Source organism: Rickettsia endosymbiont of Urophora cardui (assembly GCF_964030725.1).
Lineage (GTDB): Bacteria > Pseudomonadota > Alphaproteobacteria > Rickettsiales > Rickettsiaceae > Rickettsia.
The window spans coordinates 1,017,840-1,042,252 of the sequence record NZ_CAXIPY010000006.1; the positions used below are offsets into that span (position 1 = coordinate 1,017,840).

Here is a 24,413-nt window from a genome sequence, read left to right on the forward strand (position 1 = left end):
GCTAAGTGCGAAACTCCTGTATACATCTCCTATAGCACAAAGGCAAAAATTATATTTATCTTTAGCAAGAAAAAGGAAAAATAGGTTGCATCATGGTACAAGAATCAGAAACAAAAGAATTACAATACCAAATCGAGTTTCCATTACTGAAAGACCAGAGATAAATAGAAAGATAGCAGCAATAGGTCATTTAGAAGGTGATTTAACTTTTAACAAAGGTAATCAAAGTCGTAATATAGGCGCTCTTGTGGATATCAGAACACAAAAAGTGTTTCTCACTTTAAACCGTTCAAAAAGAACACAAGATGTGATTGGTAACATGAATAAAAAACTTAAACAATTGTCGCATATAATCAAAAGCATAACGTTAGATAATGGCAAAGAATTTACCAATCATGAACAACTATTGCCAAAATCTGAACGAAAAGTATATTTTTGCAATCCTTATTCTCCATGGCAAAAACCATTGATAGAGAAGATTAACTCAATGGTGCACAGAGTATACTCTAAATCTTTAGATATAAAAAAATTAACAATAAAGCAATTACAAGAAATTGAGGATTTTTTAAATAATTTACCAAGAAAAGTGCTCGGTTATAAAACACCCAATGAGGTATGGGAAGAAAATATAAATCTGGCTTAATTAATACTGGAATTTACCATGTAGATGATAGAGCGCCGGTTTCGATAATCACCAAACATATCACGGGATTATTGTAGAAATATCGCTTTTAAGCTGATAAAAGCACTAAATATTTAACTTTAAATATAATTTTTTACTTTAGTCAGAAAAATTAGAATTTTTGTCAAAACTTCAGTATAAAGCATTTCAACAAAAACAGTTAAAGCTTTTTGGATAGATACCTCGTAGCTCTGCTGCGAAGGAGCATCATTCTATAATAATACTACCTATAACTCCTCTATAGTAAGTATTAGGATCATACATAGATTCACTATAAATAGCAGGAAGTGTAAATATTCCTTTATTGATGGCTTTAATTTTATATTGATAGGTCATTTCATGGTTAGGAATAGTGCCAAAAATCATTATTCTATCATCACGACGATTTGTATATATCGGTCTCCAAATCATTGCCTGTTTATCAAGTTCTAAAATATTTATATTATTATCTGGTAAAAGCTCAAATCCTGCTGGTAATAAATCAAGGATCACCATATTATTTAAGGCATTAGTACTATTAGAACGCATAGTAATTTTTACTGTGACATTATCACCTAATTTTACTTTATTTATTTCTTTATTATTCTCATCCAGATATTTTTTAGTTATCTCTATACCTTTTAAAATCTCTTTATTTTCTTTTAAAATTTTATCATATCCTGAAGTTAAAAGCTGATAGAAAAAGCCATTATTTGTTGAAGTTAAATTAACTTCTTTAGCTTCATTTATAACGAAATTAGCTTGCATTATTTTGTTATTTTCTAAAACAACTTCTTGGTTAGAATAATTTACTTTAATAGTATTTTCATCTGCGTTATTTATTTTATCAGCATAAGTAATACTTGCCATAATTGCGTAGCTTGCTGATAGAGTGTTGTAATTATCTTTAGCAAAATTTGCTATATCCTCTACAACTTTCTGATCAAAGCTTTTTAGTCTTTCAGGGAAATGTAAAGAGATTAGATATAAATACTCACTATATTTTATTAGCGGACTATAGTATAGATAGTCTGATTTTAATGTTGTAGATTTATCTAGATTGAACTTATCTAATAATTTATCTGCTTCTTCATTCATTTGTAGCATTTTATAGCTAGCAGCTAAATAAACGGCGGTTAAATCATTATGCCATTTATCTTGTTGATATTCTTCTAAATATTTTAAAATATTTGCTATATAGCTTGTAGTAATCAAATTATTTCTAGTTAAAATATAAACGGCATATGCTTTTTCTCTAGCTTCATTTAAGGAACTAATAGACCTATTTGCCATATTTTCTAAATAATATATACCTTGATTGAATGTATCGCTAGGAACGGCTAAATATTTACTAGCTGCTTCGGTTAAAAAATGCATAGCATAAACAGAAATGAATGGATCAGAACTATCACTAACATTATTCCAATATTTAAACCCACCATCATAATTTTGACGTTCTGATAGCATTTGAAAAGCTTTAGATAATGACTCATCCATTTTCTTACGATCTGTTTGGAGTATGGTAACTAGATTTTGCTGATCATATAGTAAAACATTAGCAAAATTTTGGCTTATTAATTGCTCAGTGCAGCCATAAGGATAATTATCTAAGAAATCTCTAAAACCAGAAATAATAGCAAGCGGTGATTTAGAAGCAGAAATTTGTAATTTAGCAAATTCCGGATATAAATCTCTTGCGATTTTTAAAGTAATGTTATTACCAGACGCAAAGCCAGTATCAACTGTTGTAACATTAGGCATAGGCGGACGTACGCTAGTTGTTGTGGTAATTTCAGAGCTATGTACTACAGCCAAAGAGATAATATCAGGTTTAAGGTGATTTATAGAAGCTGTAACCTTGAAGTCAGCCGAGCCGAGCTTATCTGTTGCTTTTAATTTGACATTAATAGTAGCTTCTTTATTTTCATCAATCTGTATTTCATTAGGATATTCTAGGATTTTAAGCCCGTTACTTGTCTCAATATTTACAAAAACTTGAGCGTTTCCTGAATCTTTTAAATTATTAAATATTGTTACCGGTACTGTAAATTCATCATCTGGAGCTACAAATAAAGGTAACAGGAGTTTCGCACTTAGCAAATAATATGCTAATCTAGAGAAAAATAGTTTTAGATAAAAATGACAAGATCAAAATGTAGCAAAGATTTATATAAATCATTCTTACAAGCAAGTAGTGTAAGATATACTAGCAAAGCATTATCTGAAGTAAGTCCATTAGATCTATCGCACGATAGTGCAAGTCGATGGTTAAAGAGTAAGGATTTTCGCCCTAGCGAAATCTATAGCAAAGTGTCAAAATATATTGATCTGGAAGATCCTTGTTTATTAGTGGGAGATGACACCTTATTGTCAAAGCAATACAGTAAGAGGATCGAGCTTGTAAATTATCAATATTCTGGGGCTGTACATGATGTTATACCTGGTATAGGAATGGTAAACTTACTGCATTACAATACTCAAATTGATCAATCTACTCCTGTAGATTATAGAATATATGATAAAGAAACTGATGGTAAAACAAAGAACGAGCATTTTTGTGATATGCTTACTTTAGCTAAAGAAAGAGGTATCAAGCCTGATGCTATAGTTATGGATGCTTGGTATAGTGGTTTGGATAATTTAAAACATATACGTAATTTAGGTTGGATATGGGTTACCAACCTAAGAAAAAATAGAAAAGTTAATCGTAATGTTAGCTTGGAAACTTTAGAGATTCCCGATGAAGGGCTAAAAATTCACCTACGTGGATACGGTTGGGTTACGGTATTTAAGTTTGTGGCAAAAAATGGTCGCATTGATTACATAACAACTAATTTAGAGAATCCTACACGTGAGCAAATAGAGAAAATTGTTAAGGCGCGTTGGTCTATAGAAGTTTATCATCGAGAATTGAAACAAACTTGTGGTATTGAATGCTGTCAGGCACGCACGGGTCGAGCTCAAAGAAATCATATTTGCCTTGCTGTATTGGCCTGGCTTGATATGAACAAAAGGAGGATAAATGAAAACATTACTTTATATCAACAAACTTGGGAAGTTATAAAAACATCAATTCAGAACAACATTAAATGGCTTCTAACTAACAGGAGTTTCGCACTTAGCAAATAATATGCTAATCTAGAGAAAAATAGTTTTAGATAAAAATGACAAGATCAAAATGTAGCAAAGATTTATATAAATCATTCTTACAAGCAAGTAGTGTAAGATATACTAGCAAAGCATTATCTGAAGTAAGTCCATTAGATCTATCGCACGATAGTGCAAGTCGATGGTTAAAGAGTAAGGATTTTCGCCCTAGCGAAATCTATAGCAAAGTGTCAAAATATATTGATCTGGAAGATCCTTGTTTATTAGTGGGAGATGACACCTTATTGTCAAAGCAATACAGTAAGAGGATCGAGCTTGTAAATTATCAATATTCTGGGGCTGTACATGATGTTATACCTGGTATAGGAATGGTAAACTTACTGCATTACAATACTCAAATTGATCAATCTACTCCTGTAGATTATAGAATATATGATAAAGAAACTGATGGTAAAACAAAGAACGAGCATTTTTGTGATATGCTTACTTTAGCTAAAGAAAGAGGTATCAAGCCTGATGCTATAGTTATGGATGCTTGGTATAGTGGTTTGGATAATTTAAAACATATACGTAATTTAGGTTGGATATGGGTTACCAACCTAAGAAAAAATAGAAAAGTTAATCGTAATGTTAGCTTGGAAACTTTAGAGATTCCCGATGAAGGGCTAAAAATTCACCTACGTGGATACGGTTGGGTTACGGTATTTAAGTTTGTGGCAAAAAATGGTCGCATTGATTACATAACAACTAATTTAGAGAATCCTACACGTGAGCAAATAGAGAAAATTGTTAAGGCGCGTTGGTCTATAGAAGTTTATCATCGAGAATTGAAACAAACTTGTGGTATTGAATGCTGTCAGGCACGCACGGGTCGAGCTCAAAGAAATCATATTTGCCTTGCTGTATTGGCCTGGCTTGATATGAACAAAAGGAGGATAAATGAAAACATTACTTTATATCAACAAACTTGGGAAGTTATAAAAACATCAATTCAGAACAACATTAAATGGTCTATCCGCCAAAAACACTTCAAATCCTGATCATTTGTAATGGGATAGAGTTTTGACAACAAATTGCTAAGATTTTCAATAAAAATTAATAAGTTATGTTAATTTTTACTGATACATTTCTGTGTTGGTCTAATTTTGATATGGAGCTATTGTTAACGATTTTTTATCGTTCATCTAGTTTTTGCATGATGATATTTTTGATTTATGTGGAGTTAGACACGATTTGTAAATGATTTGCAATGCATCGTAAATTCAAACCAATAGCAGAGATTATTGGATTGATAATATCTCCTATCATACCTTTCAAGAAGTTTCTACCCATCCGACCATATTGCTTTAAGTGACCTATTATTGGTTCTATGGCACTGCGTCTCTTGATCATAGACTTGTCCTCTTGTAACAACTTCTTCCGCGTTTTTGGGGTATATACCTTACTCTTCTCCTTTACATTGCTACCACTATACCCAAGATCAACAAATGATTTCTTTATCTTGATTCCAGTGACACTCTCTACTGCTTCAAAGCTCTGATGCAATGTATGACCATCATAAGGATTATTATGAAACGATTTTGCGGATAAAACAAAATTTCTACGACCACTTACTACTACCGCTACTTTATTGCCAAACTCATATGGCTTGTTGCGTTTTCCCTTTCCTATACACTCTACTTCAGGGGCATGAAAACTATATAATACTTTGTTATCTTCTTTATATTGCTTTTTAGCTTCTCTTTTTAAAACAGATTGGTTATGTATTTGTTTTATTTTTTGCAATACTTCTTGATTTTTGAGCGACAAGTTTAATTGCTTATTTTTGATCTCACGCTCACATACTCTAATCAAACGACCCAGTAATATTTTTAAATGCTTCATTATTTTCCAACGCTTCTTGGCTTTACTATGTTCTTTATATTTCCATAGCTTTACTATATCGCGTTTATAGGTTCTAGCGTATGTTTCATTCAAATGTATACCCAAACTGTTGCAAAGCTTTACTATGCTAAGCCTAGCTTTATCCATTAAATAAACATCGTGTGGGTGTTTGATATTCTTAATTTGTACAGTCGTATCAGCGATGATTAATTCCAAATCTTTTTTTTTAATTGTGTTAGTTTTTATCCCAACCCTGATCAACTCCGATAATATCTCATTATATCCAGCTTCACCTAATACACTACGAAACCGTCGTATACTAGTTTCCGAGATAGCTATGTCTTTTTCTATATATTCCCACCCGCAGAAATACTGCCAATACATATTCTCTTTTAGCTCTTCCTCTGATAATGAATCTGAAAAATTATACATTGCTTGTAGCATCGTTATGCCAAGCATCACTCTATGACATTTTCTATTTCTACCAAATTTCTTAATACAAACATTTTTTGATAACCACTCTTCGAGCCTAGACCAATTTATTAATTCTCTTAATTTATATAGCTTATTATTTGGGTTTAATTCTTCTTTTAATTTATAACCAAACAGTTTCCCTTGTTCTTGCGATTTGATAATGTTGTCTATTGGCATTGACTGAAATCCATAAGGTTTATGACCATATTTTATCATTTTCTTACGGATTGTTGTATTACTTCTTGTCTTAAAACCATATTATCTATAAGGCTTGTAGAGTTTTGGCGGACGGACTTACTACTACCGCTACTTTATTGCCAAACTCATATGGCTTGTTGCGTTTTCCCTTTCCTATACACTCTACTTCAGGGGCATGAAAACTATATAATACTTTGTTATCTTCTTTATATTGCTTTTTAGCTTCTCTTTTTAAAACAGATTGGTTATGTATTTGTTTTATTTTTTGCAATACTTCTTGATTTTTGAGAGACAAGTTTAATTGCTTATTTTTGATCTCACGCTCACATACTCTAATCAAACGACCCAGTAATATTTTTAAATGCTTCATTATTTTCCAACGCTTCTTGGCTTTACTATGTTCTTTATATTTCCATAGCTTTACTATATCGCGTTTATAGGTTCTAGCGTATGTTTCATTCAAATGTATACCCAAACTGTTGCAAAGCTTTACTATGCTAAGCCTAGCTTTATCCATTAAATAAACATCGTGTGGGTGTTTGATATTCTTAATTTGTACAGTCGTATCAGCGATGATTAATTCCAAATCTTTTTTTTTAATTGTGTTAGTTTTTATCCCAACCCTGATCAACTCCGATAATATCTCATTATATCCAGCTTCACCTAATACACTACGAAACCGTCGTATACTAGTTTCCGAGATAGCTATGTCTTTTTCTATATATTCCCACCCGCAGAAATACTGCCAATACATATTCTCTTTTAGCTCTTCCTCTGATAATGAATCTGAAAAATTATACATTGCTTGTAGCATCGTTATGCCAAGCATCACTCTATGACATTTTCTATTTCTACCAAATTTCTTAATACAAACATTTTTTGATAACCACTCTTCGAGCCTAGACCAATTTATTAATTCTCTTAATTTATATAGCTTATTATTTGGGTTTAATTCTTCTTTTAATTTATAACCAAACAGTTTCCCTTGTTCTTGCGATTTGATAATGTTGTCTATTGGCATTGACTGAAATCCATAAGGTTTATGACCATATTTTATCATTTTCTTACGGATTGTTGTATTACTTCTTGTCTTAAAACCATATTATCTATAAGGCTTGTAGAGTTTTGGCGGACGGACTACCTACTTTTGCATCGTGCTATAAATCAGTTGCAGAAAGCTTTGAGCAAGAAAAGAAAACATATATAGATTATCTACAGGAGTTAGCCATACGTGAGTTAGAACATAGACAACAACAACGTATTGCCAGATTGCTGAAGCAAGCAAAACTCTCTCGAGATAAGTTATTAAGCAACTTTGATATTAAGCGTATCCCAGGATTATCGCCAACTAAGATCCAATATCTTGCACAAGGAGAATTTATGGATCGCTATGAAAATATACTTATTTTTGGTAATCCTGGCACTGGCAAAAGTCATCTTAGTATAGGTTTAGCACGTGAGTGGTGTCTTGCTGGTAGACGTGTATTATATACAACAGCAGCTAATTTGGTTCAACAATTACTAGAAGCAAAGCTTAGTTTAAAACTTAAGCAAATTATTAAAAAATTCGATTATTTTGAAATATTGATAATTGATGATATATCATATGTACCATATAATCGTGAAGAAACTGATGTTTTATTTACCTTATTAGCTGAACGTTATGAAATGCGTAGTGTATTAATTACTAGCAATTTAGTTTTTGCAAAATGGAATACTATTTTTAAAGATGAAATGACTACGTCAGCAGTTATTGACAGATTGGTTCACCATTCTTCAATTCTTGAACTCAATACTGAAAGTTATAGAATCGCTACAGCTAAAGGCAAAAAATTAACTAGTCCGTCCGCCAAAACTCTACAAGCCTTATAGATAATATGGTTTTAAGACAAGAAGTAATACAACAATCCGTAAGAAAATGATAAAATATGGTCATAAACCTTATGGATTTCAGTCAATGCCAATAGACAACATTATCAAATCGCAAGAACAAGGGAAACTGTTTGGTTATAAATTAAAAGAAGAATTAAACCCAAATAATAAGCTATATAAATTAAGAGAATTAATAAATTGGTCTAGGCTCGAAGAGTGGTTATCAAAAAATGTTTGTATTAAGAAATTTGGTAGAAATAGAAAATGTCATAGAGTGATGCTTGGCATAACGATGCTACAAGCAATGTATAATTTTTCAGATTCATTATCAGAGGAAGAGCTAAAAGAGAATATGTATTGGCAGTATTTCTGCGGGTGGGAATATATAGAAAAAGACATAGCTATCTCGGAAACTAGTATACGACGGTTTCGTAGTGTATTAGGTGAAGCTGGATATAATGAGATATTATCGGAGTTGATCAGGGTTGGGATAAAAACTAACACAATTAAAAAAAAAGATTTGGAATTAATCATCGCTGATACGACTGTACAAATTAAGAATATCAAACACCCACACGATGTTTATTTAATGGATAAAGCTAGGCTTAGCATAGTAAAGCTTTGCAACAGTTTGGGTATACATTTGAATGAAACATACGCTAGAACCTATAAACGCGATATAGTAAAGCTATGGAAATATAAAGAACATAGTAAAGCCAAGAAGCGTTGGAAAATAATGAAGCATTTAAAAATATTACTGGGTCGTTTGATTAGAGTATGTGAGCGTGAGATCAAAAATAAGCAATTAAACTTGTCTCTCAAAAATCAAGAAGTATTGCAAAAAATAAAACAAATACATAACCAATCTGTTTTAAAAAGAGAAGCTAAAAAGCAATATAAAGAAGATAACAAAGTATTATATAGTTTTCATGCCCCTGAAGTAGAGTGTATAGGAAAGGGAAAACGCAACAAGCCATATGAGTTTGGCAATAAAGTAGCGGTAGTAGTAAGTGGTCGTAGAAATTTTGTTTTATCCGCAAAATCGTTTCATAATAATCCTTATGATGGTCATACATTGCATCAGAGCTTTGAAGCAGTAGAGAGTGTCACTGGAATCAAGATAAAGAAATCATTTGTTGATCTTGGGTATAGTGGTAGCAATGTAAAGGAGAAGAGTAAGGTATATACCCCAAAAACGCGGAAGAAGTTGTTACAAGAGGACAAGTCTATGATCAAGAGACGCAGTGCCATAGAACCAATAATAGGTCACTTAAAGCAATATGGTCGGATGGGTAGAAACTTCTTGAAAGGTATGATAGGAGATATTATCAATCCAATAATCTCTGCTATTGGTTTGAATTTACGATGCATTGCAAATCATTTACAAATCGTGTCTAACTCCACATAAATCAAAAATATCATCATGCAAAAACTAGATGAACGATAAAAAATCGTTAACAATAGCTCCATATCAAAATTAGACCAACACAGAAATGTATCAGTAAAAATTAACATAACTTATTAATTTTTATTGAAAATCTTAGCAATTTGTTGTCAAAACTCTATCCCATTACAAATGATCAGGATTTGAAGTGTTTTTGGCGGATAGACTAACTATAAAATCGGAGGATAATAATGTAACACTTTAGACAATATGGCTCTGTCTCATCAATTGTGTAAATTTCGTGAACCATTAAATTCTACCATCAAATTTGATCATAAAATGAGCCATAGCTTCATTCCAATTGGGGATAGGCATAGACCATTTTTTGGTAATATAATCAATTGTCAGATATAAAACTTTAAATACTGCGTCATCATTTGGAAAGATGCGTTTATTCTTAGTAACTTTTCTCAATTGGCTATTCAGCGATTCTATCGCATTTGTAGTGTAAATAATCTTACGAATCTCCTTTGGATATTGCAAGAAAATTATCAAATTATCCCAATTATTATACCAAGATTTAGCTATATGCGGATATTGCTTACTCCATTTTTGATCAAATGACTCAAGAGCTAATTCTGCTTCTTTTTCAGTAGCAGAAGTATAGATTAGTTTCAAATCCGCTGCTAATTGCTTTCTATCTTTATATGATACATATTTGAGGCTATTCCTGATCTGATGGACAATACAAATTTGATGTTCAGTTTTCGGATATACTGATGCAATAGCATCAGACATACCAGTTAGATTATCACTACAAGCAATTAAGATATCTTTTACTCCTCGATTCTTCATTTCAGTAAAATTACCAAGCCAAAATTTAGCTCCTTCATTCTCACTTATCCATAAGCCTAAAATATCCTTTCTGCCAGATAAATCTATTCCTAAAGCTACATATACTGATTTATTAATAATAAGTTTATCTTGTCTTACTTTCACTACTAAACAGTCAAAATATACTATAGGGTATACTGATTCAAGAGGTCTACTCTGCCAAATCTTGACCTCATCTATTACTTCATCTGTAATCCTGCTGATTAGGCTCTCACTGATCTCAGCTCCATATAATTCTTGCAATTGTGTTTTAATATCAGACACACTCATACCCTTCGCATATAAGGATATTATCTTTTGGTCTAAGCCATCTATTCTTGTTTGTTTCTTTGAGACTATTATAGGTTCAAATTTACCTTGTCTGTCTCTTGGAACATTTATCTCTATAGTACCATTCTCACTAATCAGATTCTTACTAAAACTACCATTCCTCGCATTCTCAGTTTCAGCTCTATCATACTTGCTATAACCTAAATGTTCTGACATCTCAGCATGCAGTGCTCGCTCTAAAATACCCTTGGTTAATTCCTTAATTAATCCATTCTGACTTAGTACTGTTTTTAAATCTACTCCGCCTTCTATCAGCAAATCTATTGCTTCATTTATTTTTTTATTCTTCTCTATTTGCATTTCTGTTACCTATATTTTTAATTACTTCTAATATAGGCTCAACAAAAATTTACACAATCATTGCAAAAGACTCGACAATATTTTTTACTCAAAAATGGGTAATTTTAATATTCGTCATGGGTAATTCTAATGTTCGTTCATCAATCAGCTACTCTGCTGTAGCTATCAATAAATACCTGAGAATAAACCTTACCTATACCCTTAAAGTTGCCTACATAATATGTATCTTGGCATCCTAGATACCCTGGATGCTGTGTCTCAATTTCTCCATGAGCTTCTTTTTCATTATGACGCTTCTCTAGCACTTGTAATTGTGCCTCAGTAAGCACAATACCATCTTGAGCCATTTTTGCTTCTAATGCTTTAAGTCTTTTACTGATGTTGTTTAAATCATTACGTAACCAAATTGATCTTACTCCCCCAGGTGATACAAGTACACCTGTCTTTTTAAGCTCATTTGATACTCTTAGCTGACCATATGCTGGATATTCTATTGCCATATCTAGTACTGCTTTCTCTACAGCAGGATCAACTCTATTCGCTATTATTGGCTTTCTTCGACTAATTTCATACAACGCTTCTTCGCCACCAGTTTCATACAGTTCTTTAAATCTGTAATAACTATCTCTACTATATCCCATCGCTTTACATGCTGATGATATACTACCAAGGCTCTTAGCTAATTCAAGTAAACCTAATTTTGGTTTTATTATTTTTTGATTTAAGTTCATTCTTTATCTCCATTTAATAATTAATTTATTTTACTAAATGTAAGATATAATCTTGTATCTTGAATATGTATCTGACAGTCAAAATTTAACTGACAATCAGGTGCAAAATTTATAGTGTCTGTAAGATCAAATCTTGACTTCTACACTTTATCAGATAAGTCTGTATGTTTCTTTATATGGTTAGATATAAGCTTTTCTATTTCTTTTATCTGTTCATCCAAAAATTTTAGATGAGATCAAATCCAGGAGTTTCGCACTTAGCAAAATTGTGTATTAGTTAGAAGCCATTTAATGTTGTTCTGAATTGATGTTTTTATAACTTCCCAAGTTTGTTGATATAAAGTAATGTTTTCATTTATCCTCCTTTTGTTCATATCAAGCCAGGCCAATACAGCAAGGCAAATATGATTTCTTTGAGCTCGACCCGTGCGTGCCTGACAGCATTCAATACCACAAGTTTGTTTCAATTCTCGATGATAAACTTCTATAGACCAACGCGCCTTAACAATTTTCTCTATTTGCTCACGTGTAGGATTCTCTAAATTAGTTGTTATGTAATCAATGCGACCATTTTTTGCCACAAACTTAAATACCGTAACCCAACCGTATCCACGTAGGTGAATTTTTAGCCCTTCATCGGGAATCTCTAAAGTTTCCAAGCTAACATTACGATTAACTTTTCTATTTTTTCTTAGGTTGGTAACCCATATCCAACCTAAATTACGTATATGTTTTAAATTATCCAAACCACTATACCAAGCATCCATAACTATAGCATCAGGCTTGATACCTCTTTCTTTAGCTAAAGTAAGCATATCACAAAAATGCTCGTTCTTTGTTTTACCATCAGTTTCTTTATCATATAGCTAACACGGAAATGTTTCTACCATAGATTAGGAAAAACTTAGGCATTGATCAATAATTTTATGTAAACAGTTTTTAAAGTTAGTCCAGCAATGTTTAATAGGATTTAGATCTGGTGAATATGTGAGTAAATACAAAAACTATGGTAAAAACCTTTTCGCGTTAGCTATATATTCTATAATCTACAGGAGTAGATTGATCAATTTGAGTATTGTAATGCAGTAAGTTTACCATTCCTATACCAGGTATAACATCATGTACAGCCCCAGAATATTGATAATTTACAAGCTCGATCCTCTTACTGTATTGCTTTGACAATAAGGTGTCATCTCCCACTAATAAACAAGGATCTTCCAGATCAATATATTTTGACACTTTGCTATAGATTTCGCTAGGGCGAAAATCCTTACTCTTTAACCATCGACTTGCACTATCGTGCGATAGATCTAATGGACTTACTTCAGATAATGCTTTGCTAGTATATCTTACACTACTTGCTTGTAAGAATGATTTATATAAATCTTTGCTACATTTTGATCTTGTCATTTTTATCTAAAACTATTTTTCTCTAGATTAGCATATTATTTGCTAAGTGCGAAACTCCTGCTGTTTTTAAATCTACTCCGCCTTCTATCAGCAAATCTATTGCTTCATTTATTTTTTTATTCTTCTCTATTTGCATTTCTGTTACCTAGTCTATCCGCCAAAAACACTTCAAATCCTGATCATTTGTAATGGGATAGAGTTTTGACAACAAATTGCTAAGATTTTCAATAAAAATTAATAAGTTATGTTAATTTTTACTGATACATTTCTGTGTTGGTCTAATTTTGATATGGAGCTATTGTTAACGATTTTTTATCGTTCATCTAGTTTTTGCATGATGATATTTTTGATTTATGTGGAGTTAGACACGATTTGTAAATGATTTGCAATGCATCGTAAATTCAAACCAATAGCAGAGATTATTGGATTGATAATATCTCCTATCATACCTTTCAAGAAGTTTCTACCCATCCGACCATATTGCTTTAAGTGACCTATTATTGGTTCTATGGCACTGCGTCTCTTGATCATAGACTTGTCCTCTTGTAACAACTTCTTCCGCGTTTTTGGGGTATATACCTTACTCTTCTCCTTTACATTGCTACCACTATACCCAAGATCAACAAATGATTTCTTTATCTTGATTCCAGTGACACTCTCTACTGCTTCAAAGCTCTGATGCAATGTATGACCATCATAAGGATTATTATGAAACGATTTTGCGGATAAAACAAAATTTCTACGACCACTTACTACTACCGCTACTTTATTGCCAAACTCATATGGCTTGTTGCGTTTTCCCTTTCCTATACACTCTACTTCAGGGGCATGAAAACTATATAATACTTTGTTATCTTCTTTATATTGCTTTTTAGCTTCTCTTTTTAAAACAGATTGGTTATGTATTTGTTTTATTTTTTGCAATACTTCTTGATTTTTGAGAGACAAGTTTAATTGCTTATTTTTGATCTCACGCTCACATACTCTAATCAAACGACCCAGTAATATTTTTAAATGCTTCATTATTTTCCAACGCTTCTTGGCTTTACTATGTTCTTTATATTTCCATAGCTTTACTATATCGCGTTTATAGGTTCTAGCGTATGTTTCATTCAAATGTATACCCAAACTGTTGCAAAGCTTTACTATGCTAAGCCTAGCTTTATCCATTAAATAAACATCGTGTGGGTGTTTGATATTCTTAATTTGTACAGTCGTATCAGCGATGATTAATTCCAAATCTTTTTTTTTAATTGTGTTAGTTTTTATCCCAACCCTGATCAACTCCGATAATATCTCATTATATCCAGCTTCACCTAATACACTACGAAACCGTCGTATACTAGTTTCCGAGATAGCTATGTCTTTTTCTATATATTCCCACCCGCAGAAATACTGCCAATACATATTCTCTTTTAGCTCTTCCTCTGATAATGAATCTGAAAAATTATACATTGCTTGTAGCATCGTTATGCCAAGCATCACTCTATGACATTTTCTATTTCTACCAAATTTCTTAATACAAACATTTTTTGATAACCACTCTTCGAGCCTAGACCAATTTATTAATTCTCTTAATTTATATAGCTTATTATTTGGGTTTAATTCTTCTTTTAATTTATAACCAAACAGTTTCCCTTGTTCTTGCGATTTGATAATGTTGTCTATTGGCATTGACTGAAATCCATAAGGTTTATGACCATATTTTATCATTTTCTTACGGATTGTTGTATTACTTCTTGTCTTAAAACCATATTATCTATAAGGCTTGTAGAGTTTTGGCGGACGGACTAAATGGCTTCTAACTAATACACAATTTTGCTAAGTGCGAAACTCCTGACTAATACACAATTTTGCTAAGTGCGAAACTCCTGGGTAAGTTTGGAGTAATAATAATATCTGATTGTACTAAAACATCAGATTTAAAAGCTCCAGCAGCTTCAAGACTTGCTGATACTGCCATAACTCTTAAAGTGCCGTTAAAGTAGCTTGGAATATCAAATTTAATTTCTCTTTTATCAAGATCTGCATCTAAAATTCCTGACCAGAATACTACGGGAGGCTGATCTTTTCTTTTAAATGGATTAAGGTTTCTGCTAATATTCATAGCATAATCACCTGCAGGGGCTGCCATAGCTTTCATTAAAAATGAGCTTTCTGGCAATATTAAATCCATAATTTGTGATGTAGTTACCTCAAGGGCTCTATTACCTATGAAATAATTAAGCGGATCAGGTTTTGATAACCAGCAAATGATAATATTCCCTCATCAATAGCAAATATTACAATTTTACCCGGATTTGTGGTGCTATAATTAATTGTTAGTTTTTCACCTGATTTTATCTTTGTAGGAAGTGTTAATTCAATTTCTTGATTATGTTCATGCACATTAGAGCTAAAAGGTACTACCGCATAACTGAACGGCGACATAAAGATTTCTTTAGCGTCTAGATCCCTAACGAATTGTACATTTACATATCCTTTGCCTTCAAATTCATTAGGTATTTTGATTTCCTGAATAGTGTTATTTTCATCTGTTTTAAACCAAGTAAAATTATGCAATTTATCAGTTTCAATAGTAATTAACCCATATCCTGTATAAGGAGTAATAATATTTAAAAGAATCGTATCACCAGCTTCATAAGAATCTGGATCAAGCTTAACTGTTAAATTAGCCTTTTCAGTTAGGTTAGCCGTAACATTGCCCTCACCCCTATTACCGAAAACTCACTTTGAGCAAATATAGTTCCATCTTTATCTGTTAAATAAATAACGTAATCGCCTGCTTCTTTAGTAGGTATATTATAAACAAAGCCGTCTTCTGCTGTAATATCGATTTTATCAGAAGATATATTCGTCTCAATAGGAACTGATTTATAGGAATAATTACCCCCACCATCAGCAACTAAATTATTTACATGATTAATTTTCTTTAAAGTAAGACTCAAGTCAGGAACTGCTACTTTATTTGCTTTGTTTGATATAGCAATGAACTCTATTTTTGGAGTAGTTCCTCTTTTAACATATTTTAAATCACTATCACTTTTAAAGCCTATTATATAATCTAGCGGTGAAACTATGATTGATTTATTTGCATTTACACTTCTTCCTGAATCAGGCTCAAATCCATCTACTGAAAGTGTCAAATTAAAAGTAGCATTATAATATTTTTCAAGATTCAGTGCAAAACTAGCATTCCCTTTAGAGTCAGTAGTAATATCGCCTAAGCGTTCGCTAAAAAATTCTTTATTTTCTTTACTGCTATAAAATTTATAATCTTTAAAAGCAGGCACAAAGAATTGTGTTGGTCTAATATCAATATATCCGCTAACTTTTCTATTTTCTGCCGGCGTACCATAAAGATTTATAAGATTAACATTTGCTTTAAGGTCTTTAGGATTCGTCCATAATTCATCCTTTAAGTTATTGAAGTTTATGTTTATTTTCATACGATCAGGCTGAAAATCTTCCACTCTTAAACTTATACTATTGAGATAACTATTATCCCCCTTATCGCTTACTAAATATAGACTTACATTATATGTACCACTTAAAGACTCGTCATATGTATTAAATAAATATTCGGTAAATCCGTCTGGATTTAATGTTATCTTACCTTTATCTATTATCTGCCCACGAGGATTAGTTATCTCTACTGCTAGAGGTAGCCCATCAAATTTTCCTTGCCAATCATTTTGCTTTAGGATAATACCTATATGTCCATGTTCTCCTGGTCTATAAATTCCACGATCAGAAAATAGATAAGCCTTTAGTCCTTAATCGGAACTAACTACTCCTGATACGTCAAAACGAGAATAATTAACTTGGCGATCCACTCTTCCATAAGGCATAAATGAGAAATCATCGCTTGTGGTTAATATGTAAGCTACAGGTGTTTTTTCTTTACTAGAATCTTTAACGTTAGATAAAACGGCATACCCATTGCTATCTGTCTCTTGACTTTCTATTACCTCACCGTTAAGTCCTATAATATCAACTTTAACACCGCTTGCTGGTTTACCGCTACTAATATATGAAACGAATATATTATGTGTTCCATCTTTATCGGTTTTCACTATTAGACCAAGATCAGTTACTAGAATTAACCTTTTATCTTGAGAAATTATATTACCTTGCTTATCTTTAGCAAAAACTTTTGTCAAAAATAGACCTTTAGAATAACTGCCTTTAGCTTCTAGATTAAAATATTTGCTAAAATCTAAATCAGTATAATGAGGTAGATTTAAATTTTCAGAGTTAATTATTACCTCTTCTTGAAACACCTCTGAAATATTATATTCATTGAAAGAATATTCATTTATGAAAGTTGGGTTTCCAAAACTGTTATATCTATTTGTCTGACTAATTAAGTGATTTATTTCTTGTTGATTAATTTTATCGATCTCTAAATATAATTTATCTATTCCAAGAGAATAAACAGGCAGTACTTTTTCACCTGATAATGAGAGAATAGAGCCGTCAGACATTAATTTAACTTCTCTCAGATTTTCAGGTATTTGCACTATTTGAGCATAATCGCTACCAAGCATCAAACCTCCTGATGCCTTAATTCCGCTATTTACCTTAACAAGTAGAGATCTTGCAGAAATAGTATTGACCTTGAAACTATGCATGGTACTAACTTCTGGCACAGATGGTAGCAGCTCAAAATTTACTTTCTCACTAGATTTAAGAACATCATCGGTTACTTCTTTTGGACTTTGCCATCTATAATCTTTTTTATTTGTTACTCCTAAAAAAGCTGGCTTATCTTTTGGCAGTAAAAACAGCTCTAAATGTTTTTTGAGTTCTTCACCTAAAATAGGTGTGTTTGTAGTAATTACGATTACTTGCTGAGGCTTTAATTTTTCATCTTTGACAATTGTAGCAATAACATTAGTCACTTTTGAATATGATGATAAGCTGGGAATTAATACCTGCTCTTTGTAAGAATATTTTATGCTATTTGAGGGTTTATTATTTTGTAAATCAACATTTTTATGAGCGAAATCCACACCACCATATAATGGCTTCACGCCATCTTTTAACTCAATAGATACTATATCTTCCTTATCAGTAAGGGCTTCTATATTAGCAATAACAGTAGCTTCAGTTTTATTTTGGTTGAAAGTAATAGAAAAAGGTAGTTTTTCTTTCGTTGAAATTTTTGTAAGCTCAATTCTTTCTCCCAGCGTTTTAGAGTCTATAGGATAATTAAAAATTATTCTGGCTTGAACAAATCTTTTTGAAATATCGATATTATCTTGTAGATAATTCATATCTTTAATAGTAGGAAGTAATGGTAAAGTTGTGAAGTTTATAATATTGCTTTTAAAATCGATAAAACTTGGAAAGCAATCTTGAGTATTAACAGTAACTTTATAAGTTTGATTAGCCAGAAAATTGCTTTCAGGTATAAAGCTTATATTATACCATGTGTTAAATCGCCATTCCCCTTTAATTTCAGGGGTAATCGTTAAAAACTCATTTATTTTTTGTCCCTCAACTCCTGTATTTCTTTGTGGTTTGGCACACCAATCCTTAATTCTAGTATCGCATAAACTAATATTTAAAGAATTCTGACCGGCAAGCAAATTTTCATTATCAAGCTTAAAATATAATGGTATTTTTTCATTAAAACTTGCTGCAATCACCTGAAAATTTATTAAATATAACAAGATGGTAAATGTAAATTTACAAAAAATATTTTTCATATTTGTAGTTTATGATTTATAGTTAATTCAATTATATATAAATAAAATTCATTAAAGCAATGAATAAGGATATTTTTTTATTATTTAGGCAACAATACTTACTATAAAACTAAAATTATTAATTCTTATACCACACTTCCTAGCATATTTAATCTCTCAGGGTTTAATTCCCCGAAGCTCTGCTTCGTGATATCATAAGAAACAACTAAAACTTTTTTAGATACCTCGTAGCTCTGCTGCGAGGAGCATCATTAAAAAAAGTGGCAAGCGTATCAATCTATAATTTGTATTATATATCAAATAATTTACTTTAAATTGTAGAAATATCGCTTTTAAGCTGATAAAAGCACTAAATATTTAACTTTAAATATAAATTTTTACTTTAGTCAGAAAAATTAGAATTTTTGTCAAAACTTCAGGTTTATGGATAGTGCCAGCAATTACTTTTCTATCACAGCTTAAGTAGATATATATCCCTAATAAATGAAGAGTTGGATAGACGAAGTTTAATTTGGAAAAGAGCAAGGCGCCTCGGAGTCTTTTGACCGCAGCGTATACACTTAATACGTGAGGATCAAAAGCGAGAAGCAACTTTAGCCAATTTTTCAAATTAAACGAGTATACTATACCTTAACGGGCATGACTACAAATATATCCTTAGGGCTTTCAGGGAATTTAATAAGTACTGGTGCTGAAACATTTGAGAAATATAGCTCTACTAAATCTGATTTTATAACCTTTAGAACGTCTTCTAAATATTGCGGATTGAAACCTATATCTAAATTAGCTTCACCGCTATACTCATAAAAAGCTTCTGTCTCTTTTGAAGAATTAATAACTTCTTTTGCATTTCCTCGTGCTTCCCCTATTGCACTGATCTCTAGAGCTGCACCGGATAGTGACAATTTCACAGCTCTGAACTTTTCAACTGTTATTATTGCTATTCGCTCGATAGTATCGGCAAATATTTTGCGGTTAATTACTAGTTTTGAGCTGCTATTTTCTGGAATAAAACTACTGTAATCAGGGAAAGTACCATCAATTAGTTTTGATAGCATAATAACATTTTCATTGCATATGAACTTAATTTTGTTACTACTTAAAAGTATTTCTATATCCGCATTTGCATTTTTAGAATCTTTTACTATCTTTAAAATCTCTTCAGCACTTTTTTGCGGTAATATAACGCCAAAATCCTCTATTTTTTCAGCTAATGCTACAGATGAAACAGAAAGCCTATGACCATCAGTACTTGCAGAATAAAACTCGCCGTCTTTTACATGCAAATAAATGCCGTTTAGATTATAACGAGTCTCATCTAAAGAAACTGAAAATTTTGTTGATTCAATTATTTTAGCAAACTCGGCACAAGAAATTTTAAAGCTAGCTTCTGGATTAATATTATCCATCACAGGAAAAGACTCTACTGGCAGAGTAAATAAATTAAAGCGACAATTTTTTCCTGTTATTTCAAGCCCTGTAGTACCTAAATCAGTTAAGGTAAGCTCTGAATCAGAAAGCTTTCTAACTATATCATTTAAAGTTTTAGTGGAGACAGTAAGCTCACCCTCACTTACTACTTGCACTCCTATTTTTTGGCTTAAATATAAGTCCATATTGGTAGAGCTAAGTTCTAACAGCCCATCCTTTGCCGATAGTTTAATATTTGCAAGCTCGGATATTACATTACGTTTTTCAACAACAGAACTTGCAAAACCGAGTGCTTGAACTAATGTTTTTGTCTCAACTATTACCTTTAACATATTGTTATTCTCTTAATGTTCCTTGAAATTTCTGCTCAATATTAGCAATTAAATCTTTGCTGAATGAATTTAAATCATCTTCATTTAAAGTGCGATCATCAGCTTGAAGCCCTACTCTAATTGCAATAGACTTTTTACCTGAAGGTAATTTATCACCGCTATAAATATCAAATAATATCACTGATTTGACAAGCTTTTTGTTAAAATTATTTATGTATGATATTATTTCACCAACTGGTTGATCATGAGCTATAATAAATGCGTAATCTCTAAAATTAGCTTGATAATCAGATATTATATATTCATCTTTCTTGCCAAATTTAGCTTTAGGCGTAGGTAAATTTGTTATATTTAGCTCAAACGCAAATACTTCCTCTTGAATATCATAATGCTTTAATATTTTAGGATGTATCTGCCCAAAGTGACCTAATAAAATTTTCCCCAAGGCTAAATTTACCGATCTAGTAGGATGATAATATAAAGGTGTAGCCTGATTTGATACAATACACTTCTCTATAGATAAACCGGCATAATCACAAACAGTTTCTAGATCACTTTTAAGGTCAAAAATATCATAGCTACGCCCTATCGAGTGAGGATTTTTACTATTATATGAACCAGTTAAAATTGCCGTTAAATAGGTTGCTTCCGTATTTAACCCTATAAAATTTGGACCGACTTCAAAAAAAGCCATATCTTTTATAGAACGTGCAAGGTTTTTTTGAATTATAGCAAGTAAATTCGGCACGATAGTAGGACGCATATAATCATCGTCAACACTTATAGGATTGAGCAAAAATAGCTCATCTTTTAGCTCGGTAAATAACTTAGCATCCTTGCTATTCATAAATGAGTTGGTAACTACCTCGTGATAACCTTTGCTTGCAAGTATCCTTTTAAAGCTTGAGATTCTTTTATGTTCTCTTAAACGGTTATTATCTTGTTCTAATTCCGGTAGTTTTATGCTCTCTATCTTATCATAACTATAAATACGAGTTATTTCTTCTACAACATCCTCTAAAATATTTATATCATGACGCCATGATGGAGGAGTCGTTTTTATTACACCTTTTTCGATATCGGTAGCAAATCCAAGTTTATTTAAAATAGCCTCTATCACTCTGATATTTAATTTAATTCCAGTAATTTTTTGTAGATAATCTGCTGGAAAATCCAATGTTTTCTTCGCTGGTTCTTTTGCACCAGATATTACTATTTCTGATACTTCACCACCATCACATATTGATAAAATAAGATCAGTTGCTATATTTAAAGCTTTTTCAGTAAAGTTGCTATCAATATTACGCTCAAAGCGATATCTAGAGTCAGTATCAATTTGTAGCCGCCTACCGCTCGCTGCAACCATCTTAGCATTAAAACAAGCAGCTTCTAGTAAGATATTCGTCGTTTTACTATCGCAGCTACTACTAAGTCCACCAATAATACCAGCTAAAGCTTGCACGCCCCTTTCATCTTTTACAACTAGATCGCTTTCATTAAGTAGATATTTTTTATCGTTCAGGGCGTGGAATCCACTTCCCTCCCCAATGTCATTCCCGCGTAGGCGGGAATCCAGAATAACCTTATTATGATTTTCTTCTGTAATTTTTTCATTGTTAGGAATAATGGATTCCCGCCTACGCGGGAATGACATCGCACATTCTATCACCACCCCCCCTCTTAACTTACCCGCATCATAAGCATGCATTGGTTGACCGAAGCTATAGGACATATAATTTGTCACGTCAACTATGCTTGATATAGGTTTTACACCGATATTTTTAAGCAATTTCTGAAGCCAATCAGGGCTTGGTTTATTCTTTAAATTTCGTATTTCTCTGAACGTAAATAACGGGCAAGCTTCTTTATCTTTTATATTAAGCTTTATTTTAGAGCTAAATGTACTTTTCACTTCCGGAATTTCTAACTCTTTAAGCGTTCCGATTCCTTTTGCCGATAAATCTTTTGCAATGCCATAAACCCCTAAAGCATCGCCACGATTAGGGGTAACGTTAATAATAAATACCGGATCGTCTAAGCCGTAATATTTTGTAAAAGGCTCTCCAACAATAGCATCTTCAGGTAACTCCATAATCCCTTCAGACTCAGAAGCTAGCAATAATTCCTCTTCAGAACAAAGCATACCGCCACTTTTTTCCCCTCTAATGTTAGATTCCTTAATCTTAAACTTGCCATTGGGAATTTCAACACCAATATTAGCCAGCACTACTTTAATACCAACTCTTGCATTGCTAGCACCACAAACTATTTGCAAATTGCCGTTCTTGGTTTGAACATCACAAATCTTTAATTTATCGGCTGACGGGTGGGGTTTAGTACTTACTATATAGGCTACTTCAAACTTTTGTAGATCTGCCGCTTTGTCAATTATGTCTTCTACTTCAAGCCCAATAGCGGTTAGGCTTTCGGCAATTTCAGTAACCGAAGCTGATGTCTCTAAAAATTTCTTCAACCATGATAAGGTAAATTTCATTTTGTAAGCCCTCCTGCTAAATGCGGTATATCAAAGCCTGAGAAGCTATAATGTTTCAGCCAACGCATATCACCTTCAAAAAATTGTCTTAAATCCTTAATATTATATTTCAGCATCGCAAAACGCTCTACCCCAAGTCCAAAAGCAAAGCCTTGGTACTGGCTATTATCAATGCCAACATTTTTAAGTACGTTTGGGTGGACCATTCCGCATCCTAAAACTTCAAGCCATTTATCGGTTTTGCTCATCCGGATATCAACTTCGGCTGAAGGTTCAGTAAACGGGAAAAAGCTTGGTCTAAAACGTAGTTCAATATTCGAATTTTCAAAAAAGCATCCTATAAACTCTGTGATGACATATTTTAAATGTCCCATATTGATATCTTGATCGATAACAAGCCCTTCTATTTGATGAAACATTGGCGTATGGGTCATATCCGAGTCTGATCTATAAGTCCTACCTGGTGCTATAAACCTAAAAGGCGGTTTGCCATTTTTCATTGCTCTAATTTGCACTGTGGAGGTATGAGTACGAAGCAGCATAGGCTTATCGTTTTCTTGACCTTTTAAATAAAAAGTATCATGCATTTGCCTTGCAGGATGGTCATCTTCAAAATTAAGAGCAGTAAAGTTATGGAAATCATTTTCAATGCTTGGACCATCTTCTATCGAGAAACCAAATTTAGCAAATACTTGGATTAATTCTTCCATGCACTGAGTGATTGGGTGAATTGAACCTTGCTTATATCTTCTTGCTGGAATAGTTAAATCAATTTTATCGCTAGAGAGCTTAAGGTTTAATTCCTCTTCTTCCAGAATTTCTTCTTTGGCTTTTATTATATTCTGTATTTCTTCTTTTAACTTGTTGATTTTTAAGCCAAATTCTTTGCGATCCTGCTCACTTAAAGAACTTAACTTTTTAAGCTCATTAGTAACTATGCCGTTTTTACCTAAAAACTCTACTTTATATTCTTGTAAAACTTTTAGACTTTGAACTAACAAAATTTTCTCTTCCGCTAGCCTTAATATTGTTTCTGTATTATTCATGATTCTTTTTGTCTTATGTTAATACTGTCATCCCGTGGCGGCATTGTTGCGTGGACCGAAAAACGCCCTCGGTGTCATACCGTGGCTTGACCACGGTATCCAGAAAATAATAAAAAATACTAATTTTATTAGTATTTTTAACTGGATCCC

The 24,413-nt window shown here is 32.4% G+C and carries 11 protein-coding genes and 6 pseudogenes; 5 read left to right on the top strand and 12 right to left on the bottom strand.

All coding sequences use genetic code 11. The annotated features are described in order from the left end of the window. Positions 1 to 10: 10 nt before the first annotated feature. Positions 11 to 643, top strand: a pseudogene (locus AAHI98_RS13500) (IS30 family transposase); the annotation flags it as partial. A 246-nt stretch (positions 644 to 889) separates the two neighbouring features. Here AAHI98_RS13500 and AAHI98_RS13505 read toward each other — a convergent pair. Then, positions 890 to 2,740 (bottom strand): annotated as a pseudogene (locus tag AAHI98_RS13505) (alpha-2-macroglobulin family protein); the annotation flags it as partial. A 60-nt stretch (positions 2,741 to 2,800) separates the two neighbouring features. Between AAHI98_RS13505 and AAHI98_RS13510 the strand changes: the two are divergent. Further along, positions 2,801 to 3,790, top strand: a complete 990-nt coding sequence (locus AAHI98_RS13510; RefSeq protein WP_342226091.1) for an IS701 family transposase — start codon at positions 2,801 to 2,803, stop codon at positions 3,788 to 3,790. Between the two features lie 35 nt (positions 3,791 to 3,825). Next, positions 3,826 to 4,809 carry an IS701 family transposase gene (locus AAHI98_RS13515; RefSeq protein WP_342226092.1) on the top strand — a complete coding sequence of 328 codons (984 nt, stop codon included), beginning with the start codon at positions 3,826 to 3,828 and terminating at the stop codon, positions 4,807 to 4,809. Positions 4,810 to 4,981: 172 nt separating this feature from the next. Here the strand turns inward: AAHI98_RS13515 and AAHI98_RS13520 are convergent, their stop codons facing one another. Next, entirely contained in the window at positions 4,982 to 6,343 is a 1,362-nt protein-coding gene (locus tag AAHI98_RS13520) for an IS5 family transposase (protein ID WP_342224717.1), read from the bottom strand. Positions 6,344 to 6,389: 46 nt separating this feature from the next. Further along, entirely contained in the window at positions 6,390 to 7,385 is a 996-nt protein-coding gene (locus AAHI98_RS13525; protein ID WP_342226093.1) for a transposase, read from the bottom strand. Positions 7,386 to 7,450: 65 nt separating this feature from the next. On the opposite strand from AAHI98_RS13525, the gene istB reads away from it, so the two are divergent. Beyond that, positions 7,451 to 8,197: an IS21-like element helper ATPase IstB gene (istB, locus tag AAHI98_RS13530; RefSeq protein WP_342226094.1), complete on the top strand. Its 747-nt coding sequence runs from the start codon at positions 7,451 to 7,453 to the stop codon at positions 8,195 to 8,197. A gap of 46 nt (positions 8,198 to 8,243) precedes the next feature. Beyond that, on the top strand, positions 8,244 to 9,605 hold the full coding sequence (locus AAHI98_RS13535) for an IS5 family transposase (protein WP_342224717.1): 1,362 nt from the start codon (positions 8,244 to 8,246) through the stop codon (positions 9,603 to 9,605). Positions 9,606 to 9,890: 285 nt separating this feature from the next. Here AAHI98_RS13535 and AAHI98_RS13540 read toward each other — a convergent pair whose 3' ends face one another. The 9 genes and pseudogenes from AAHI98_RS13540 to pheS all read right to left on the bottom strand — a co-directional run bounded on the left by AAHI98_RS13540 (position 9,891) and on the right by pheS (position 24,263). After that, complete coding sequence (locus tag AAHI98_RS13540; RefSeq protein ID WP_342224684.1) at positions 9,891 to 11,105, bottom strand: IS256 family transposase; 1,215 nt, start codon at positions 11,103 to 11,105, stop codon at positions 9,891 to 9,893. A 143-nt stretch (positions 11,106 to 11,248) separates the two neighbouring features. After that, positions 11,249 to 11,836: pseudogene (locus AAHI98_RS13545) on the bottom strand (helix-turn-helix domain-containing protein); the annotation flags it as partial. Positions 11,837 to 12,093: 257 nt separating this feature from the next. Further along, positions 12,094 to 12,699: pseudogene (locus AAHI98_RS13550) on the bottom strand (transposase); the annotation flags it as partial. A gap of 172 nt (positions 12,700 to 12,871) precedes the next feature. Then, positions 12,872 to 13,246 (bottom strand): annotated as a pseudogene (locus tag AAHI98_RS13555) (IS701 family transposase); the annotation flags it as partial. A 351-nt stretch (positions 13,247 to 13,597) separates the two neighbouring features. Next, on the bottom strand, positions 13,598 to 14,959 hold the full coding sequence (locus AAHI98_RS13560; RefSeq protein ID WP_342224717.1) for an IS5 family transposase: 1,362 nt from the start codon (positions 14,957 to 14,959) through the stop codon (positions 13,598 to 13,600). Positions 14,960 to 15,119: 160 nt separating this feature from the next. Beyond that, positions 15,120 to 18,960, bottom strand: a pseudogene (locus AAHI98_RS13565) (alpha-2-macroglobulin family protein); the annotation flags it as partial. Positions 18,961 to 19,583: 623 nt separating this feature from the next. Continuing rightward, positions 19,584 to 20,723 (bottom strand): DNA polymerase III subunit beta, encoded by a 1,140-nt coding sequence (gene dnaN / locus AAHI98_RS13570; RefSeq protein WP_342226095.1) that lies wholly within the window; start codon positions 20,721 to 20,723, stop codon positions 19,584 to 19,586. 4 nt (positions 20,724 to 20,727) lie between these two features. Beyond that, complete coding sequence (gene pheT, locus AAHI98_RS13575; RefSeq protein ID WP_342226096.1) at positions 20,728 to 23,217, bottom strand: phenylalanine--tRNA ligase subunit beta; 2,490 nt, start codon at positions 23,215 to 23,217, stop codon at positions 20,728 to 20,730. Further along, positions 23,214 to 24,263 carry a phenylalanine--tRNA ligase subunit alpha gene (gene pheS, locus AAHI98_RS13580; protein ID WP_342226097.1) on the bottom strand — a complete coding sequence of 350 codons (1,050 nt, stop codon included), beginning with the start codon at positions 24,261 to 24,263 and terminating at the stop codon, positions 23,214 to 23,216. The genes pheT and pheS overlap by 4 nt, the downstream gene beginning before the upstream one ends. Positions 24,264 to 24,413 lie beyond the last annotated feature (150 nt).

What these genes read in the sequence shown, in the direction of transcription:
- AAHI98_RS13510 (WP_342226091.1), top strand. Translation starts at nt 2,801, where the DNA reads ATGACAAGATCAAAATGTAGCAAAGATTTATATAAATCATTCTTACAA.
- AAHI98_RS13515 (WP_342226092.1), top strand. Translation starts at nt 3,826, where the DNA reads ATGACAAGATCAAAATGTAGCAAAGATTTATATAAATCATTCTTACAA.
- AAHI98_RS13520 (WP_342224717.1), bottom strand. Translation starts at nt 6,343, where the DNA reads ATGATAAAATATGGTCATAAACCTTATGGATTTCAGTCAATGCCAATA.
- AAHI98_RS13525 (WP_342226093.1), bottom strand. Translation starts at nt 7,385, where the DNA reads ATGATAAAATATGGTCATAAACCTTATGGATTTCAGTCAATGCCAATA.
- AAHI98_RS13535 (WP_342224717.1), top strand. Translation starts at nt 8,244, where the DNA reads ATGATAAAATATGGTCATAAACCTTATGGATTTCAGTCAATGCCAATA.
- AAHI98_RS13540 (WP_342224684.1), bottom strand. Translation starts at nt 11,105, where the DNA reads ATGCAAATAGAGAAGAATAAAAAAATAAATGAAGCAATAGATTTGCTG.
- AAHI98_RS13560 (WP_342224717.1), bottom strand. Translation starts at nt 14,959, where the DNA reads ATGATAAAATATGGTCATAAACCTTATGGATTTCAGTCAATGCCAATA.
- dnaN (WP_342226095.1), bottom strand. Translation starts at nt 20,723, where the DNA reads ATGTTAAAGGTAATAGTTGAGACAAAAACATTAGTTCAAGCACTCGGT.
- pheT (WP_342226096.1), bottom strand. Translation starts at nt 23,217, where the DNA reads ATGAAATTTACCTTATCATGGTTGAAGAAATTTTTAGAGACATCAGCT.
- pheS (WP_342226097.1), bottom strand. Translation starts at nt 24,263, where the DNA reads ATGAATAATACAGAAACAATATTAAGGCTAGCGGAAGAGAAAATTTTG.